The 19,377-nt window shown below is 63.8% G+C and carries 11 protein-coding genes; 5 read left to right on the top strand and 6 right to left on the bottom strand.

Annotated elements, in window-relative coordinates; genetic code table 11:
- Positions 1-23 precede the first annotated feature (23 nt).
- A complete protein-coding gene (locus tag BEN48_RS02595; RefSeq protein WP_070732653.1) occupies positions 24-1,436 on the bottom strand; it encodes a cytochrome P450 in 1,413 nt (470 codons plus the stop codon).
- Positions 1,437-1,573: 137 nt separating this feature from the next.
- Between BEN48_RS02595 and BEN48_RS02590 the strand changes: the two genes are divergently transcribed.
- Positions 1,574-1,870 (top strand): hypothetical protein, encoded by a 297-nt coding sequence (locus BEN48_RS02590; RefSeq protein WP_070732651.1) that lies wholly within the window; start codon positions 1,574-1,576, stop codon positions 1,868-1,870.
- Positions 1,871-2,061: 191 nt separating this feature from the next.
- On the opposite strand, the gene BEN48_RS02585 is transcribed toward BEN48_RS02590, so the two are convergent.
- Positions 2,062-3,072, bottom strand: a complete 1,011-nt coding sequence (locus BEN48_RS02585; protein WP_070732648.1) for a polyprenyl synthetase family protein — start codon at positions 3,070-3,072, stop codon at positions 2,062-2,064.
- 139 nt (positions 3,073-3,211) lie between these two features.
- Here BEN48_RS02585 and BEN48_RS02580 point away from each other — a divergent pair, with 139 nt between their 5' ends.
- The 4 genes from BEN48_RS02580 (at position 3,212) to BEN48_RS02565 (ending at position 10,478) form a co-directional block, all read left to right on the top strand.
- Positions 3,212-4,069 (top strand): alpha/beta hydrolase family protein, encoded by an 858-nt coding sequence (locus tag BEN48_RS02580; RefSeq protein WP_070732644.1) that lies wholly within the window; start codon positions 3,212-3,214, stop codon positions 4,067-4,069.
- A complete protein-coding gene (folK, locus tag BEN48_RS02575) occupies positions 4,066-4,560 on the top strand; it encodes a 2-amino-4-hydroxy-6-hydroxymethyldihydropteridine diphosphokinase (protein ID WP_070732641.1) in 495 nt (164 codons plus the stop codon). Before BEN48_RS02580 ends, folK begins: the two co-directional genes overlap by 4 nt.
- A 272-nt stretch (positions 4,561-4,832) precedes the next feature.
- Positions 4,833-9,431, top strand: coding sequence for a T9SS type B sorting domain-containing protein (locus tag BEN48_RS19995; RefSeq protein ID WP_083320689.1), 4,599 nt, complete (start codon positions 4,833-4,835; stop codon positions 9,429-9,431).
- A 75-nt stretch (positions 9,432-9,506) separates the two neighbouring features.
- The gene (locus tag BEN48_RS02565; protein WP_070732637.1) at positions 9,507-10,478 is read left to right on the top strand and encodes a PorP/SprF family type IX secretion system membrane protein; all 972 of its coding nucleotides are present in this window, start codon (positions 9,507-9,509) and stop codon (positions 10,476-10,478) included.
- A gap of 154 nt (positions 10,479-10,632) precedes the next feature.
- Here the strand turns inward: BEN48_RS02565 and BEN48_RS02560 are convergent, their stop codons facing one another.
- The 4 genes from BEN48_RS02560 to BEN48_RS02545 all read right to left on the bottom strand — a co-directional run bounded on the left by BEN48_RS02560 (position 10,633) and on the right by BEN48_RS02545 (position 19,153).
- The gene (locus BEN48_RS02560) at positions 10,633-11,859 is read right to left on the bottom strand and encodes a hypothetical protein (protein ID WP_070732635.1); all 1,227 of its coding nucleotides are present in this window, start codon (positions 11,857-11,859) and stop codon (positions 10,633-10,635) included.
- Complete coding sequence (gene fabD / locus BEN48_RS02555) at positions 11,860-12,738, bottom strand: ACP S-malonyltransferase (protein WP_083320688.1); 879 nt, start codon at positions 12,736-12,738, stop codon at positions 11,860-11,862.
- Between the two features lie 203 nt (positions 12,739-12,941).
- Complete coding sequence (locus tag BEN48_RS02550; RefSeq protein WP_070732632.1) at positions 12,942-15,923, bottom strand: T9SS type B sorting domain-containing protein; 2,982 nt, start codon at positions 15,921-15,923, stop codon at positions 12,942-12,944.
- Between the two features lie 272 nt (positions 15,924-16,195).
- Positions 16,196-19,153: a T9SS type B sorting domain-containing protein gene (locus BEN48_RS02545; RefSeq protein ID WP_094122915.1), complete on the bottom strand. Its 2,958-nt coding sequence runs from the start codon at positions 19,151-19,153 to the stop codon at positions 16,196-16,198.
- Positions 19,154-19,377: the final 224 nt, after the last annotated feature.

Here is a 19,377-nt window from a genome sequence, read left to right as displayed (position 1 = left end):
CCCATTTCCCGGCGCGCCTCCGGTCAGACCAGGCGCAGCCGAACCTGAAAATCGCCCCGCGGACGGAGGGTGATGAGCGGCTGCATGGTCACGGGAGGCTGCCCGGCCACCCACTCCACCTCAAACTGCCGCAACAGCTCCAGGGTCACGAGCTGCATTTCGGTGAGGGCGAACTGCATGCCGATGCACAGGCGCGGCCCGCCGCCAAAGGGCACGTAGGCAAAGGGCTGCACGGGCCGCGCCGCGCCCGGCGCAAACCGCGCGGGCCGGAACTCCTGGGGCTGGTCCCAGTACCCGGCGTGGTGGTGCAGGCCGTAGAAATAGAGCGAAAACAGCGTGCCTTTGGGAATGTGCAGGCCCTGATAGGTGTCGTCGGCCAGGGCCACGCGGTCCACCATCCAGGCGGGCGGGTAGCGGCGCATGGCTTCCTGCACGGCGTGCAGGGCGTGGCCCAGGCGGGGCAGGTCGTCGAAGGTGGGCGGGCGGCCCTGGAGCACGGTGCCCATTTCCTGCTGAATGCGGGTGGCTTCGGCGGGGTGGTGGGCCAGCAGGTAGAGCAGCCAGGTGAGGGCGTTGGCGCTGGTTTCGTGGCCGGCAATGAGGAGAATGAGGGCTTCGTCGAGCACGCGGGCCGGGGTCATGGGCTGGCCGGTGTCTTCGTAGCGGGCGTCGAGCAGCATTTGCAGCAGGTCGTCGGGCGGGGTGGCATCGGGCTGCTGGTTGGCCTGCTGGCGCTGGTCAATGAACCGGGCCAGCAGCGTGCGCAGCTCGGCCGCCAGGGCGTCGTGGTAGCCAAACTGCCCCCGCAGCTGGAACCACGGCTTGAGGTAGGGCTGCCGGATGGAGCGCACGAAAAACGCCTGAATTTCGGTGATGAGGCCCGCCAGCCGGTCCAGCTCGGCTTCGGGAAAGCTGGTGCTGAACACCGAGCGGGCTATGATGCGAAAGGTGAGCCGCGTCATCAGCTCGTGGGCGGGCACGGCCAGGGCGCCTCCCCCACTGGCGGCCTGCGCGGCCAGCGGCGCCAGGGTTTCGGTTATTATTTCCTGCATCAGCCCGGTGAGGCCGGCCACTCGCTGCCGGTGAAAGCCCGGCTGAATGAGCCGGCGCTGGCGCAGCCAGTCGGGCCCTTCATTGGTGAGCAGCCCGTGGCCCACGTAGCGCGAGAACCCCTGCGTGAACTTGGATTTGGCGTAGTTGCGGTGGTTTTTCTGGAGAATGTGCTGGGTCAGGCCGGGGTCGCGGGTGAGGATGCTCTTCTCCACGCCGCCGATGAACAGCTCCACGGTGTCGCCGTAGCGAGCCAGGGTGTCGTCCAGCACCGGCAGGGGGTCTTTGGCCAGCGCAAACGAGCGCAGCAGGGAGCGCCAGCGCGGTACCCGCGGCAGGAAAAACGGGCCAGCTACCACTTTATCCAGGTTTTCGGCTTCGGCCATGAGGGAGCCGCAATGAGATACGACCCCCAAAAATAGCCACCCGCGCGCCCGTCTCATCTATTTTCTACCTGCCCGCGTAAACCAACCCGGGCCGCGGCCCGCGCCATTTCCTTCCTTTCCTTAACCCCCTCTCTCTTATGTGGATTCAGCAAAACTCCAGCACCCCCGCCCCGCTTGCCGACCTGCAAGGCCGCGCCGTAGGCCTCAAATTTGAATGTTCGTCGTGCAACACCGAAGTCTTCACCGACCTCATCGGTGTGCCCGCCCCCAACGACCACGCCGACTCCCCCAAGCACGCCGAAAACCACGAAATCGAAGAAATAAAGTGCCCCGGCTGCGACATTACCCACTCCCTGGAAGTAGACAGCACCTTCGACGGCGTGACCTTCAAAGTGAGCGACGCCAAAGAAGTGAGCTATCAGGTTGCGCAATAATTCCGGACCACGGATTGGCTCGGATTAGTCGGATTAGTCGGATTTCACGGATTTTGTGAACGCTGCGCCAATCTTGGCTTTATCACTTATGCAATGCAAAAAAAAGCCGCTCTTATGAGCGGCTTTTTTGATTTCGTCCTATTCGTCCACAAAATCCGTGAAATCCGCTAAAATCCGCGCCAATCCGTGGTCTATTTTTCCCGCTCTATTGTGTAGTTAATCAGCTCCTCCAGCGACGTGCGGCTGGGCGACTCGGGGAAGGTGTGCAGGATGCTGAGCGCTTCGTCGCGGTAGCGTTTCATGGTGGCCACAGCATAGTCCAGCCCCCCCGACTGCTTCACGAACTCAATGACCTGCTGCACCCGGTCGCGGTGGCCGTCGTTGTTTTTCACGTTGAAGATAACCTTGCGCTTTTGCAGCCAACTGGCCTGCTGCAGAGCATAAATCAGCGGCAGCGTCATCTTTTTCTCCTTGATGTCGATGCCCACCGGCTTGCCGATTTCGGCGGTTCCGTAGTCAAACAGGTCGTCTTTGATTTGGAAGGCGATGCCCACCTTCTCGCCAAACAGGCGCGCGCGCTCAATCACCTCTTTGTCGGCGCCCACGGAGGACGCGCCCACGGCGGTGCAGGAGGCAATGAGGGACGCTGTTTTTTGCCGGATAATGTCGAAGTACACGTCCTCGGTGATGTCGAGCTTGCGGGCTTTCTCAATCTGCAGCAGCTCGCCCTCGCTCAATTCGCGCACGGCGTTGCTCACTATTTTGAGCAGGTCGTAGTCGTCGTTTTCCAGGGCCAGCAGCAAGCCGCGCGACAGCAGATAGTCGCCCACCAGCACGGCAATCTTGTTCTTCCAGAGCGCATTGATGGAAAAGAAGCCGCGGCGGTAGTTGCTCTCGTCCACCACATCGTCGTGCACCAGCGTGGCGGTGTGCAGCAGCTCGATGAGGGCCGCTCCGCGGAACGTGGCATCGGGCAGGGGGTCGCCGGTGGCGGGTTCGGCGCGGGTAGCACGGGCCGTGAGAAACACAAACATCGGCCGGATTTGCTTGCCTTTGCGCTTCACGATGTAGCCCATTATCTTGTCGAGCAGCAGCACCTTGGTGCGCATCGACTGGCGGAATTTGTGTTCAAACTCTTCCATTTCGGCTGCAATGGGCGCCTGAATCTGGTCGAGGGTGAAAGTGGGGTGAGTGTGGGGCATTGCGGCGACAATGATACGGCAGAACCGGGGAGTCTGGGCAGGGCATAAGCGGCGAGGCAGGCAGGAGGTTTGGGGACAGCGCCACGTTCTGGCCTACTCACCCGCTTATCCTGCCGCCGCAAACGCCCTACCTTCGCCTATGCTCACTCATACCCCCTTTCTGCTCACGGGCACGCGCCACGGCCGGCCGTTTGAGGCCGATGCCACGTACCGGCCTACTGGTCAGCCCAAACCGGTGGTGGTTTTCGTGCATGGCTTCAAAGGATTTAAGGATTGGGGCCACTTCCCGATGCTGGCTGATTTTTTTGCCGAGCAGGGCTTTGTCTTTGTGAAGATGAACCTCTCGCACAACGGCATTGTGGTGGGCGGCAACGGCGATTTGGAGGATTTGGAAGCCTTTGGCCGTAACAACTTCAGCATCGAGCTCGACGACATTGGCCAGGTTATCGACGCCCTGTTTGCGGCCGACTTCCTGCCCGTGCCCACTACCGAAATGGACCTGAGCCGCCTGTATCTGGCCGGCCACAGCCGGGGCGGCGGTCTGGTGCTGCTTAAAGCGGCTGAGGACCCGCGCGTGCGGGCCGTGGCCACCTGGGCCGGCATCGCCGACGTAGACCAGCGCTGGCCCGAGCCCATGCTGCAGGAGTGGCAGCGCACCGGCGTGCTACACGTGCCCAACATGCGCACCGGCCAGGACCTGCCCCTGCACTACCAGATTGTGGAGGACTACCTCGCCAACCGCCCACGCCTCGACATTCCGCACCACGTGCGCAACCTACCTCAGCCCCTGCTGCTGGTGCACGGCGACGCCGACGAAACCGTGCCCTCGGCGGCGGCCTACGCCCTGCTGGCGCTCAAGCCCAACGCCGAGCTGGTGCTGGTGCCCGGCGCGGGGCACATGTTTGGTGGGGCGCATCCGTGGTCCAATGGCACGCTGCCCGAACCCGCTCAGCTGGTGGCCCAGCAGACGGCCGATTTTTTTAAGCGCCAGGCATGAGCCGCCCGGTGGTAGCCTACCTGCTGCTGGGCAGCAACCTCGGCAACCGAGCGGCGCTGCTCCATACGGCGCAGGCCCAACTGGCAGCGGCTGGCGAAATCCTGGCCGCTTCGGCCCTTTATGAAACCGCCGCCTGGGGCCGCGAAGACCAGCCCGCGTTCCTCAACCAGGCCCTGGCTGTGCGCACGGCCTTGCCGGCCCGGCAGCTGCTGGAGCTGTGTTTGGCCACGGAACAGTTGGCGGGCCGCGAGCGGCTGGAGCGCTGGGGCAGCCGCACCCTCGACGTGGACATCCTTCTGTACGCCGATGCCGTCATCGACGAGCCCGACCTGACCCTGCCCCACCCCCGCCTGGCCGAGCGCCGCTTTGCGCTGGTGCCGCTGGCCGAAATTGCGCCGCAGCTGCGGCACCCACAGCTGGGTTTGTCGGTGGCGGAGTTGCTGACCCGGTGCCCCGACCCGCTGCCGGTGCAGCTGTGGCCGGGCCAATAGGGAGCATTTTTTTGCCAAGAAAGTGCCGCCGGTTGGGGGCATTTGTATGGAAAAGCTCGTTCTGATTGGTGAATGAACACTAATTCAGGCCGGTATTACTATTCAGCCTTTGTTCTGCACAAAACAAGTGGGCAGTGCGTAGCTTTACTAAAACCAGCTGGTGGCGCATTTTGGCAATAACCAGCCATTGGATTACGTTCTTTACAAAAGTGGTAGGCGGCACTTTTCGTGTTGATTCGCGCTTACCTATTCGCTTCCTTACCTGCTACCTTATGCTTGCAGAGCTACCGCATCTTGTCCCGTCTAGTTCGAATGGTTTCTCACAGCGCAGGCCTGTATCGGGCCTAATTGCTGATTGCCGACGTGCATTTGGGTGGTTTTTCACGCTGCTGTTCCTGCTGGTAAGCGGCGCGGCTACCACGGCACAGGCACAGGGCACGCCGCCCCCGGAGTGCGCGGCCGACGAGAAGTTTGCCAACACCTGGTACTTCGGCTTCAAGGCGGGGCTGGACTTCAACCAGGCTACCGACTCCATTCCTCCGAAAGTGCTCACTGATGGGGCGATGATTGCTCCTGCCGGCTCAGGCGTGATGTCGGATAAGGATGGCAAAATCCTCTTCTACAGCAACGGCAAAACCGTCTGGAACGGCGATGGCACTGTAATGACCAACGGCAGGGGGCTGGCTGGCGACAGCACCACCACCGACGGCCCGCTGCCCATTAGAGTGCCGGGCATTGTGTTGCCGGGCCAACCGACGCGCTACCTGCTCTTCACACTCAATAGCACCGTGGGCCTGAGCTACTCGGAAATTGTGCTTCCCGCAGGTGGTGGCCCGGGCACCGTTACGGCCGCTACCAAAAACAAGCCCCTGGCCCGCGGCACCGCGGAGAAGCTAACGGGCGTATTCCATAAAAATGGCTGCGATATCTGGGTTATCACGCACGGCTGGGGCGCCGCTAAGACTGGCTACAATAACCGCGGCGATGCTTTTCTGGCCTACCGCGTGCGCCTGACAACCGGCGTGGATACTATTCCCATTATTTCGACCGTTGGCAGCCTGCACGCGCCGAGCGTGGCGGCCCTGGGCTACAAAGGCCAGATGAAGGTGACTCCCGATGGCAAGCGGCTGGCCCTGGCCCGCTACAGCGAAGTGCTGGGCGACAGCAGCAGCACCGTCGAGCTGTTTGGGTTTAATACTGGCACGGGTCAGGTGAGCGCCAACCCGCAGGTTCCGTTCGTTGTGGACCGTGGCGAAGGGAAATACTACGGGGTGGGGTTTTCGCCCGGCAGTTACCTTTACGCCACGGTGCGCAACCCGCCCAAGCTACTGCAATTCGACATTAGTGGCAACGGGCCGGTCACCAAGCAGGACATTCCGCTTAAGCAGAAGACACCCGTCGACCTGGGCTCGCTGCAGGCCGCGCCTGATGGCAAGATTTACGTGGCCCGCGACAACCAGCCCGCCCTGGGCTTTATCGCCTCCCCCGACTCGCTGGGAGCCAAGGCCCGCTACGCCGACGACAGCCTGAAACTGGACGGCCGCCTGAGTGGCCTGGGTCTGGTCAACTTCAACCAGAGCTCCCTGCTGCGCGTGGGCCCTTCGGCGGAGATAACGGGTTGCCGGCAAATCTCCTTTAAGGCCCCGCCCATTGACTTTGACGGAAAAACCTACTCCTGGAAGTTTGGCGACGGGGCCACCTCGACCGAGGAAAATCCCGTTCACGTTTACGCTACGCCTGGTCTCTACACCGTAACGCTACGCATCACGACCGATTGCTTTTGCCGCGAAAGCTCGGGCAGTATCTTAGTACCAGCGCTACCCCTGCCGGGCGGTATTGCGGCTCCCCAGACAATATGCGCTGGAACGCAGCCGGCCCCGCTCACCAGCACGACGGCTGCTTCGGGCGATGCCGGTCTGCCGCTCGTTTACCAGTGGCAATCCTCATCGGATAACACAACTTTTACAAACATCAGCGGAGCCACCGGGCCCAGCTACACGCCGCCAAATTCGCTCCCGGTTGGCATAACTTATTTCCGTCGGCTCGCTCAGTTACTGCTGCCTGACCAATCAGGCCTCTATTGTGAATCCGTACCTACTGCCCCCTCGGTAGCCATCACGGTGACGCCGGCGCTGACGACGGGCAGCATTGCCGCCGACCAGACCGTGTGCGCCGGCAGCCCCGCTGCCCCGCTCACCAGCGCTACCCCAGCCACGGGCGGCACTGGCACGTTTGCGTACCAGTGGGAATCTTCTCCAACGGCCACCGGCCCCTGGACAGCCATCGCCGGTGCTACGGCCGCTACCTATACCCCCGGCCCGCTTACGGTTACCACTTCCTTCCGGCGCCAGGTGAGCTCCGGCCCCTGCACCACCCCGCCTTCCAACGTAGTAACGATAACCATAGTACCCGCCCTGACGGCAGGTACCATTGCTGCTAGCCAAGCCCTTTGCGCGGGCACGCCTGCCGCTCCCCTCACCAGCGAAACGCCAGCCACGGGCGGCGCGGGCAACATTGACTACCAGTGGGAGTCATCTGCGGATAACGTGACGTGGACACCCATTGGGGGCGCCACCGGGGCAACTTATGCGCCAGGCCAGGTAGCCACTACCACCAACTTCCGGCGCCGGGCCAGCTCCGGTACGGCCTGCACACCAGTTTTCTCCAACGTCGTTACCATCACCGTGACGCCGGCGCTGACGACGGGCAGCATCGCCGCTGACCAGAACTTATGCGCTGGCACGCCCGCCGCCCCGCTCACCAGCACCGCCCCGGCCACGGGCGGCACCGGCACGTTTGCCTACCAGTGGGAATCTTCGCCCGACAACACTACCTGGACCGCTGTTGCGGGCGCTACCGGCGAGACCTTTGCGCCCGGCCAGCTTTCAGTCACCACCTTTTTCCGGCGCCAGGTACGTTCCGGTATCTGCATTGCTCCGCCCTCCAATGTGGTGAAAGTGACCGTAGAGCCCGCCGTAACGGCTGGTAGCATTGCGGCCAGCCAGGCCCTGTGCGCTGGCAGCCCCGTTGCACCACTCACGAGCACCGCTCCGGCTGCTGGCGGTGCGGGTGCCATTGCCTACCAATGGCAGTCGTCGCCGGACAACACTACCTGGAGCAACATTGGTGGGGCTAATGGGTTGACGTATGCCCCTGGAGCGCTCACGGTTACTACGTTCTTCCGGCGTCAGGCCAGCGCGGGCACTGCCTGTGCTCCCGTTTTCTCCAACGTGGTCACCATCACCGTGACGCCGGCGTTGACTGCTGGCACCATTGGCGCCAGCCAGACGCTGTGCCCGGGCACCACCCCAGCCCCACTCACCAGCACCGCCCCGGCCACGGGTGGCACCGGCACGCTTGCTTTCCAATGGGAATCGTCGCCGACGGATAACGGTCCTTGGACGGCCATTGCCGGCGCTACTGGCGAAACCTATGCTCCCGGTCCGCTCACGGCTACCACCTCCTTCCGGCGCCGGGTTAGCTCCGGGCTGTGCGGGCCGGAGATTACGCCCTCCGTCACCCTCACGGTGCTGCCGGCACTGGTGGCCGGTACCATTGCGGCCGACCAAACCATCTGCGCAGGCGCCACACCAGCCCCGCTCAGCAGCAGCGACCCGGCTAGTGGCGGCACCGGCACGTTTGCGTATCAGTGGGAGTCTTCTTTGGATAACTTAAGCTGGAGTGCCATAGCGAACGCCAACGGGCCTAACTATTCCCCCGGCCCGCTCTCGGCCACCACTTACTTCCGACGCCGGGTAACTTCGGGTACCGGCACCTGCAGCACAGCAGTTTCTAAAGCGGTGACAATACAGGTGCAGCCCCTGGCAACGACTGCTGTGACCCTGGCTACTCCGCCCGTGGTGTGTCCCGGCACTCCGCTGACCTTTACGGCGGTGGCCACCAACGCGGGCGCCAGCCCTACTTTTCAGTGGTTTGTCAATAATGTAGCCGTGGCCAGCGGGCCTATCTTCACGAATAGCACGGTAGTGACCGGCGACGTGGTGCGGGTGACGGTGACGCCCACGGCGGGGCTGTGCAGCACGGGCCCGGCTTCGGCCTCCGTCACGGTGACGCGCACGCCCACGCCGGCGCCTACTCTGCTGATTACGTTCCAGCCGGGCGGGCCCGTTTGCCTGGGTGCGCCGATTACGTTCAGCATCGCCACCGTGACCGAACCCGGCTCGGCTCCTCAATACCAGTGGCAGGTAAACGGCGCCGATGTGGCGGGCGAGACGCGTCCGGTGTTCACCAGCACCACACTGCGCGAGGGCCAGACGGTGACGCTGCGGCTGCGCACCACCAACGCCTGCGGCCAGCCCGTTGAGGTTGTGTCCAATGGCGTAACGGTGCGCATTCAGCCGCCGGTGGATGTGGATGCCGGCCCCGACAAGGAGATTCTGGCGGGCACCTCCGTAACGCTGGAAGGCCGCGCCGATGGCATTTACCCCGTGACGTGGACGCCGTCGGCCAGCCTCACCTTCCGGCCCAACGACCCGTTGCGGCCCACTGCCTCGCCTACCGTAACCACGACCTACACCCTGTCGGCCGGGGCAGACGGCTGCACCGACTCTGACCAAGTTACGGTGGTGGTGCGCCCCCCCATTCGCATCCCCAACGCCTTCACGCCCAACAACGACGGGCGCGACGACACCTGGCAGATTGAGTTCATCGAGCAATTCCCGGACAACACGGTGACCGTGTTCAACCGTTGGGGCAACCAGGTTTTCTCGGCCAACAACTACAGCCGGGCCAACGAGTGGCGCGGCGACATCAACGGCCAGCCCGCAGCGGTGGGCACCTACTACTACGTGGTGGTTACGAAGGGTCCGCTGGGCCGGTCCTACAGCGGCTCGATTACGATTTTGTATTAACAGTGCGTCCGGTGGCAGTCGTTGTCGCCGGACTACCTACTTCCTGGATAGATTGACGCTAAGGCCATTCCTGTTATGAAAAGAGCTCTAATCCTACTACTGCTTCCGCTGCTGCTGGCCGCTGCGCCCGCCTGGGCCCAGCAGCAGGCGCAGTACAGCCAGTACATGAACAACAACTACATCCTCAACCCCGGCGCAACGGGCGTAGAGGACTACATCGACATCAAGCTCAGCCACCGCACCCAGTGGACAGGCTTGGAGGGCGCGCCCAAAACCTACTACGCCAGCGCCAGCTCCTCGCTGGGCAAGTGGCGCAGCACCCCCAAGCGCACCATCCGCGACCTGCGCCGGCCGTTTCACGCGGTGGGCGGCATCGTGTACAACGACGTGACCGGGCCCACAAGCCGGGCCGGCGCCTACCTCTCCTACGCCTACAACATGGTGCTCACGCCCGACCTGCGGCTGGCGCTGGGCGTGACGGCAGGCATGCAGCAGTTTGCCGTTGATGGCCAGCAGCTGCAGTTTTTCGACCGCACGACCCGGGCCGCCAGCTCTGCTTCGCGGGTGCCCGATGCCTCGGTAGGTGCCTGGATGTACAGCTCCAAGTTTTACGTGGGCGTGTCGGGCGCGCAGCTGCTGGGCAACCAGCTCAAGTTTTCCTACGGCCCCAACTCCATGGGCGAGGGCGCGCCCGGCAACTTCCTAAAGCGGCACTACTTTGCCACGGCCGGCGTGCGGCTACCCATCAACGACGACTGGTCGCTGGTGCCATCGGTGCTGGTGAAAGCCGTGAACCCGGCCCCGCTCTCCGTTGACATTAACGCCAAGCTCAAGTACCAGGACCTGCTCTGGGCCGGCGTGTCGTGGCGCGCCTTCGACTCGGCCGTGGCCATGGTGGGCCTCAGCTATGAACAGTATACGCTGGGCTATTCCTACGATGCGGGCCTTTCCGAACTGGCCGGCTACAACGGCGGCAGCCACGAAATTTTGGTGGGCCTGCGGCTCAAGAAAAAGGCGCAGGTAGTGTGTACTAATAGGTTCTGGTAGGTTGGGTCTATTGGTAGTGGTGCTAAGGTGGGCCTGAGTAAAAACCGCCTTAATCCCTGTCATGCTGAGCGCAGCGAAGCATCCTCTCACCGCTGAACGAATTGTTCGGCCCTGATAGGATGCTTCGCTGCGCTCAGCATGACAGGGATTTTTATTACTTGCCCTCATGCAACTTCAGAGGAGCCAACTGGCGCAACGCAGCGGCATTGCTGCCAGCGCGGCCAGCAGAGTAAGCCAGCCATAATCCCACTATCCCCATCACCAGCCAGGAAAGCCACTTTTTACTACCTAGCGGCGATGTAAACCAGCGCCCCACTCCCAGCAGACCCAACACCACCACCGGCCCGAAGAGCACACTGGCGTACCGCTCGGCATCGTAGAGGCCGGCGGCGCTGCGGGTAAACGTGGTGGCAACGAGCAGCAACAACAGGAAAAAGGCGACAGCCACCCACAGCACAGCGGGAAAATGCCGGACCCACGGCGCAATAGCAGGCGGGGCCAGCCGGCGTTCTTTCAGGCCCGCATTCCGGGGCCATAGCCAGGCCAGCAGGCCCGCCAGTGCCAGCGCCCAAACCGCTGTCAGCTCGGGCCGCCAGGCGGCGCGCACCGGCACCAGCCACCGGCTCAACACAAAGCCGTAATCGGCGGCAGAGCTGAAGAACTGCGCCCAGCCTTGGTTCAGCTTGTACACGGTGGGCGCGGCCAGCAGCAGGGCGTAGAAGTGCCAGGCCAGACCGCCCAGGCCCGTGAGCACAAAATGGCCGGCCACCAGCAGCCGCTGCTTTGGCGCCAGCTGCTTGTGCTGCACCACCAATCCCAGGGCCAGGCCGGCCAGCAGGAAAAGCCCCGCCGTGCGCTGCAACGGCAGCAGAAATCCCACGGCCGTAGCGGCTGCCCACCACTGGCCGCGCCACGTTTGCAGCCCCCGGAACAGAGCCAGCACGTAGCCCGCCACCAGGGCCAGAAACACGGTTTCGCCCCACACAAACTTGCTCACCACCAGCCAAGGCGTGCTCAGGGCCAGCGCCCAGGGCAACACCAACGCGGCAGCTCGGGGCAACAGCTGCCGCCCCAGCTGGCTCCAGGCCAACAGGCTCATTGCCAGAGCCACACCATGCAATATTCGCAACGCCCCCAAGCTGCCGCCCAACGCCAGCAGCACGGGGTACAGCGGCGGCCAGTAGCGGTAGGCCGTACCATCGGGGTTGAGCAGGTGGCCGCTGGCCCGCAGCGTATCGGCGGCGTGCAGGTAAAAGCCCGAATCGGCGGTGCCGGCCAGGCCGGGGGCCGTGGCCCAGGCATACAGGCCAAGCTGCACCAGCAGCGCCCATGCCACCAACCAGCCAAACCACTGCCCCTTCTCCCCCACGCGCGGCCCCACTTACCCGATTACGGCCGTGGGCACAATCTTTTTCACCAGCCCCTGCAGCACCTTGCCAGGCCCGCATTCCACAAACTCGGTGGCGCCATCGGCGGCCATGTGCTGCACGGCCTGGGTCCAGCGCACGGGCGCGGTGAGCTGGCGCAGCAGGTTGGCCTTGATTTCGGCCGGCGACGAGTGGGGCAGCGCGTCCACGTTCTGGTACACGGGGCAGCGGGCCTCGTTGAAGGTGGTTTTCTCGATGGCCTCGGCCAGGGCGGCGGCGGCGCTCTGCATCAGGGGCGAGTGGAAAGCTCCTCCCACGGGCAGCGGCAAAGCGCGCTTGGCGCCGGCGGCTTTCAGGGCCTCGCAGGCGGCGGCCACGCCCTCGGCCGAACCCGAAATAACGAGCTGGCCGGGGCAGTTGTAGTTGGCGGCCACCACCACGTGGCCCGCGCTCGAAATCTCCTGGCAAATGCGTTCCACGGTGGCATCGTCCAAGCCCAGAATGGCAGCCATGGTGCCGGGCTGCTCCTCGCAGGCGGCCTGCATGGCCTGGGCGCGGCGGGCCACCAGCGGCAGCGCGTCCTCAAAGCGCAGCACGCCCGCGGCCACCAGCGCCGAGAACTCGCCCAGGGAGTGGCCGGCCGTCATGGCGGGCCGCAGCTCCGGGCGGGCCACAAACTGAGCCACCGAATGCACGAAGATGGCGGGCTGGGTTACGTCGGTACGGCGCAGGTCCTCGTCGGAACCCGTAAACATGATGGTGGTCAGGCTAAAGCCCAGAATGTCGTTGGCCTGCGTGAGCAGGGCCCGGGCTTCCAGGTTTTGGTCGAACAGCTCGCGGGCCATGCCCGGAAACTGGCTGCCCTGGCCAGGAAATACGATGGCGGTTTTCACAGAATCAGAAGCGGAAATCGGGTTCACGTCGAAGGTTGTTAGGAATTGGAACGGGCCACTGAGCAGGCCGCCGGGCTGCCAACCACCGCAGCGGTTGGGGCTGCAAGCTGCACAAAAGCGGCCATTCGCACAAATCAACACGAAAAAGGCCACCCTTGCGGAGTGGCCTTTTTCAGGGTGCGGGCTGTGAGCGTGGCCCGGTGCTAGCGCACCACTTCCACCCAGCCCTTATAGGTGCGCTTGGTGTTGGCAAAGTCCGCAAACTCCACCTCGGCCAGGTAGTAGTAAATGCCGCCTGACACCCGCGTGCTGGTGCTGGCGCCCGATTCGCCGCTTTGGTTGTTACCCGTCCAGTTGATGAGGACGCGGTCGGCGGAGGTGGTCACGTTCTCGAAAACCTTCACGCCCCAGCGGTTGAAGGCCTGGAAGCGGATGCGCCGCACCGGGCTGCTGTTCTTGGGCCGGAACACGTCGTTGACCCCGTCGCCGGTGGGCGTGAAGATGTTGGGCAGCACAAAAAACACGCAGTTGTCCTGGCACGCCACGTTGCTCGTGTCGCTCACCAGGCCCGAAGCCGCCACGGCCTGCACGGCGTAGCACCCGCCCGAAAACTCCAGGTCGTTGTGGGTAAACGAAGTGAGCGGCGTGGTGCCGATAAGGGCAAAGGCGCCCGTGGCCGTGGGCCGGTAGTACACGCGGTAGCTGGCAATATTTGCGTCGCAGCCGGCGGGCAAGTCGCCCACCCGCCAGCTGAGCCGGTTGGCGTAGCGCTGGTTTAGGCCCGGGAATTCGGGCAGCGCTGCCAGGCTGTCGCAGTTGATGGGCGCTAAGCTCAGCACCGGCGTACACGGCGCGGCAATCAGGGCAGCGCACTGCTCCTGGCTTTTGTTGAGCAGGGAACTGAGGTAGCCGGTGGGCGCGTACTGGCCCTCGGTCCGCACGTAGTAGCAGTAAGTCTGGCCCTTCACCAGGGCGGCGTCCCGGTCCTGGTAGGTGCCGCCGGTGGCGGTGGTGGGGGCCGTGGCAATCTGCACGAATGCCCCCGTGGTGCCCGTGCGGCGGTATATCACCACCGGCTTGAGCGAGTTGTCCCACGGCACGCGGTAGGTCCAGCTCACGGTGAAGGAGGTGGGCGGGTTGTTGGGCACCACCGTTACGCGCACGCTGCTGGCGGGCGCGGCCACTTCCCTCACCGGTAGGCTGCCGTTGCCGAAGGTGCGGATGAACTCCAGCTGGTAAGTGTACTGCCGGTCCAAGGTGTTCAGGCCGGTATCAACAAACGACGTGTCGTTGAGGGAGTTGAAAGTACGCACCGGCACAAAAGCAGTAGGCGCCAAGCCCTCGGCCCGCGAGAGCACAAACGAAGGCGTGCCGTCGAACACGGTACCCGCCGCGGGGCGGGGCTGCGTCCAGCGCACCGCTATCTGGCCCTGGGTGGCGCTGGTCACTTCCACGTCCACGTTCTTGAGCTGGGCGGCGCGGCCCACGAAGCTGGCACAGGCTTCGGCCGAGGCAATGCTGGCCCCGAACGCAGGCCCGGGGAAATCGGCATAGATGCGGTAGCAGTACGTTTTGCCCCGCTCCAGGCCCAGGTTCTGGCCGCCGGCGTTGGTGTTGTTATCAGTGAAGGAAGTGGCACTGGCCGGCACGGTGGCAATGCGCACATACCCCGACGAGGCTGGAATGCCGGTTTCGCACGGGCCGGGCACAAAGCCCGAGGGGTTTTCCTTGCGGTAGATGTGAATAAACTGGGCGTTGGCGCACGTGTAGGTGTTCCAGGTGAGCAGGGAGCGGTTGAGGCCGGTGCTGGCATCGGGGACGGCGCGCAGGTTCTGAGGCGGCGGGCCGACTACGGTGATGCGCCAGGTTTTCTCGTCAATCAGCGGCGGGTTGGCTGCCGTCACGGGCGAGGGATTGTCCTGGGCCTTGAACACCACCAGGTAGGGCAGCCGGGCCACGTTGTTGCACTGTGTTTGCCACACAAACGTGCCCCGCGCCGTGGGCGGGCCGGTAGCCGTTTGGGTGAACGTGGCGGGCGGAATGATGCCCGAAAAAGCAAACAGCGTAACCGGCGTCTGCGGGCTGGTGGGCGACACGCCGTCCACGGCCGTCACCTGCCTCGTCACGGTTTCGCCCGCAATCACACAAATGTCCTCCGGAATGGTGATGGTGGGCCGCAGGTTGGGGGTGTTGGTTATGATAATCTGGATATCGCGAATCACCTCCCCTATTTTGCGGCGGCCGGCGGGCGTGCGCCGCCACTCCTCCACCACCATGGCCACGTTGTAAATGCCCGCCCGGCTGGGCGCATTCCAGGTGATTTGCCCGGTGTTCACGTCCTGCACAAAAATGGCCGCCTCGCCCGGCCGCCCGGCCGGCACGCCGGCGTAGGGCACCTGCACCGCGGCCCCGCCCGTGAGAATGGGGTCGGCCGGAAACCGGTAGTTGGGCACCGTCACCGGCAGGGGGCGGTTGTTGCCCGTGGCCACGCCTCCGTTACCGAGCGTGCAGGGGGCGCCCAGGGTGCCTTCCACTCCCAGGGCTACCTTGCGGCTGTCCTGTAGCTTAAAGGCAAGCGAGTCACCATCGGCGTCGAACCCACCGGGGTTGTGCAAAAACACCTGCCCCGTTGCGCCTTTATCAATAGCCGGTGTGGTGAGAACGGGTGAGTTGTTGAAGTTCAGGGCCGGGTCCAGGGTAATCGTAGTGCTGATGTAAAACGATTGGTTTATCGAATTATCCATGTTCAGCACACCACCGTTGCGGTTTTCCCCAATGAAGCTAACCGTAAATTCCCCCGACGAGGGATAGGTATGCTCGAAGAAATAGATGTTGAGCGCGGAGTCCGTATTGCCCGGAATAGACCGCTCGCCGCCGGCCCGCGGTACGGCATCCAGGCACGACGAGGTACCGTCGCCGAAGAAGATGGTAGCCGTGGGCTGCTTGGCCGGCGTTTGCCCGCCAATGCCGACGATGTCGGTGTAAAGCACCATTTTAAAGAAAACCCGGCGGCGGTTGCGGTTCGCAACGGGCAGCGTGGTATCGGATTTGGCCTGGATGTCGCCGGCGCGGATGTGCGAGGCCGACGCCGTTTCCGGCATCAGGCCCAGCCCCACAAGCAGAACGGCCGCCAGCAGCCCAAGCCGGGCCCTAACCTTGCGGTGTAGTGAAAAGAAATGCTGCATACTAAAGGGGTAGCGTAGAAAATTAAGCACCAAAACCAGCGGCCTCACCTCGCCAGCTGATAACCGGCTGGGCGGCGAAAAGGCAGCCGCAGCCCCAAGAAAGTTTGAAGGTAAACGAGAATGCGTGCCTGTACCGCACAACCCCACGCGCCACCCGAAAGATTGCACCAGTATTCGTCCTGAATTTCTTCGCCTTACCAGTCAACAGATTAAAATAAAAGGGTGCTCCCTATACGGAGCACCCTTGCCAATAGCTAACAAAAGACGGGGCGTTAGCGCACAATTTCTACCCAGCCCTTGTAAGTGCGCTTGGTGTTGGCAAAGTCGGCAAACTCCACCTCGGCCAGGTAATAGTAAATGCCATCAACCACCTTGTTGCCGCTGCTGGCTTCGGCCACCGGCCCGCCCCCGCTCCAGTTGATGAGGACGCGGTCGGCGGAGGTGGTCACGTTCTCGAAAACCTTCACGCCCCAGCGGTTGAAGGCCTGGAAGCGGATGCGCCGCACCGGGCTGCTGTTCTTGGGCCGGAACACGTCGTTGACCCCGTCGCCGGTGGGCGTGAAGATGTTGGGCAGCACGAAGAATACGCAGTTGTCCTGGCACGCCACGTTGCTCGTATCGCTCACCGCCCCACTCGGGGCCACGGCCTGCACGGCGTAGCACCCGCCCGAAAACTCCAGGTCGTTGTGGGTAAACGAAGTGAGCGGCGTGGTGCCGATAAGGGCAAAGGCGCCGGTGGCCGTGGGCCGGTAGTACACGCGGTAGCTGGCAATATTTGCATCGCAACCCGCAGGCAGGGCGCCCACCCGCCAGCTCAAACGGTTGGCGTAGCGCTGGTTTAGGCCCGGGAACTCGGGCAGCGCCGCCAGGCTGTCGCAGTTGGTGGGCGCTAGGCTCAGCACCGGAATGCAGGGCGGGCTGGTGAGCACTAGGCACTGCTCCTGGCTGCGGTTCAGCAGCGAATTGAGGTACGGCACGCCGGGGTAGAGGCCATCGGTCTGCACGTAGTAGCAGTAGGTCTGGCCCTTCACCAGGGCGGGGTCGTTGTCGAGGTAGGTGCCGCCGGTGGCGCCGGTGGGGGCCGTGTTGAGGCGCACGTAGGGCCCCGTGTTGCCGGTGCGGCGGAATATTACGGCCGGCCGGGTTGTGTTGTCCCAGGGCACGTTGTAGGTCCAGCGCACGGTTACGGCGGTGGCAGCAGCATTGGCGGGCACGGCCGTGGTCCGGATGCTACTGGCCGTGGGAGCCGTTTCACGCACGGGCGGCTGGTTGCTGCCAGCGGGAAAGGTGCGCACAAACTCTATCCTATAAGTGTACTGCAGGTCCTGGGTGTTGATGCCCGTGTCGGTGAAGCAGGTGTCGGCCAGCGTGGTGATGGTGGCAATGGTGGTGAAGGCAATGGGCGCCAGGCCCACCCCGCGCGACAGCACGTAGCTGGGCACGCCGTCGCCGCCAATGGCTTTGGGGCGCGTCCAGCACACCTCAATCTGGCCGGTGGTCGTGCCGGTATTTTCCACGTCCACTTTCACCAGGCGGGTAGGCGCGCCGGGGAAAGCTGCGCACGCCTCCGCCGAGGCAATGCTGGCCCCGAACGCGGGCCCCGGAAAATCAGCGTAAATGCGGTAGCAGTAGTTCTGGCCGCGCTCTAGGCCCAGGTTCTGGCCGCCGGCGCTGGTGTTGCTGTCGGTGAACGTGGTAGCCGAAGCCGGCACCGAAGCCACAAAGGTGTAGCCCGCCGAAGCCGGAATACCCGTTTCGCAGGGCCCCGGCACAAAGCCCGACGGGTTGACCTTGCGGTATATAAGAATGCGCGACGCGTTTGCGCACTGGTACAGGTTCCAATCCAGCCGCACGCGGTTAGGGTCGGTAGCGGAGGTGCCGATGATGCTGGTGGCACGCAGGTTCTGCGGTGCAGGCCCTATGACGGTAATGCGCCAGGTTTTCTCGTCAATTAGTGGCGGGTTGGCCGCCGTGATGGGCGAAGGAGTATCCTGGGCCTTAAACACGACCAGATAAGGCAGGCGGGCCACGTTGTTGCACTGCGTTTGCCACACAAACGTGCCCCGCGCCGTGGGCGGGCCCTTGGCCGTTTGGGTAAACGTGGCGGGCGGAATTATTCCGGAATACGCAAACAGGTCAACCGCCGTCTGCGGGCTGGTGGCCGACACGCCGTCCACGGCCGTTACCAGTCCCGTCACGGTTTCGCCCGCAATCACGCAGATGTCCTCCGGAATGGTGATGGTGGGGCGCAGGTTGTTGGTGGCCGAGACAATAATCTGCATGTCGCGAATCACCTCCCCTATTTTGCGGCGGCCAGCGGGCGTGCGCCGCCACTCCTCCACCACCATGGCCACGTTGTAGAAGCCCACAGCCACCGGCGCGTTCCAGGTGATTTGCCCGGTGTGCACGTCCTGCTCGAAGATGGCCGGCGCATCGGGAATGCCGCGGGGCGGCCCCTCGTAAGCCACCTGCACCGGCGGGTTGGCGCTACCCGTAATCAGCGGGTCGTTGGGGTAGCGAAAGTTGGTCACCGTCTGGGGCACGGGCAGGTTGTTGCCGGTGCCACCGGCACAGGGCGGGCCCACCGAGCCGTCGATGCCGGCCGCTACCTGCTGGCTGGTGCGCAGCCGGAAAGCCAGCGAGTCGCCATCGGCATCAAAAGCAGCGGGGTTGTGCAAAAACACCTGCCGCACGCCGGCCTTGTCCACTGCGGGCGCCGTGAGAATGGGCGAGCTGTTGCCGCCCAGCGACGGGTCCAGGGTAAAGGTGGTGCTGATGTAGAACGTCTGGGCCAGTGGCCGGTCCATGTTCAGCGCATCGTTGCGGTTTTCACCGATGTAGCTTACCGTGAACTGGCCGGCGGAGGGGTACGTGTGCTCGAAATAGTAGACGTTGACGCTGGTGTCGGTGTTGCCCGGAATGGGCCGGCGTCCGCCCTGGCGCGGTGCTCCGTCCTTGCAGCTCGACACCCCATCGCCAAAAAACACGGTGGCAAAATCAGCCAGCACCGACGAGCTGTTGTCGGTATAAAGCGTGAGCTTGAAAAACACCCGGCGTGGGTTGCGGCCACTCACCGGCAGCGTCGTGTCGGGCTTCACCCGAATGTCGCCGGCCCGGATGTGCGTGGCCCAGGCCGAGGTGGGGGCCACTGTCATAGCCGCCGCGAGCAGCACCAGCAACAGCGCCCCCCGCACCATGCCACTGACCCGAAATAGTGTAGACTGTACCATACAGAAACAATAACGAGAACGGATGGACGGTTGGGCACCGGTCGGCACCAGCCAAAAAAAATGCTAACAGGCTAACATTGAGCTGCCCCGGAGGGTTATTTTGTGTACAAAGTCGCCCTGCGTGTAAACGATGCGCGCGGCGGATAGATTCACCTTGCCGCCCAATGCCCTCCCCCGCAGTGCTTACGGGCATGAATAAGGTCCGTGCATTGTTCCGTTAGCGG

The organism is Hymenobacter glacialis (assembly GCF_001816165.1).
Classification (GTDB): domain Bacteria; phylum Bacteroidota; class Bacteroidia; order Cytophagales; family Hymenobacteraceae; genus Hymenobacter; species Hymenobacter glacialis.
This window is presented reverse-complemented; position numbering and strand designations above follow the sequence as displayed.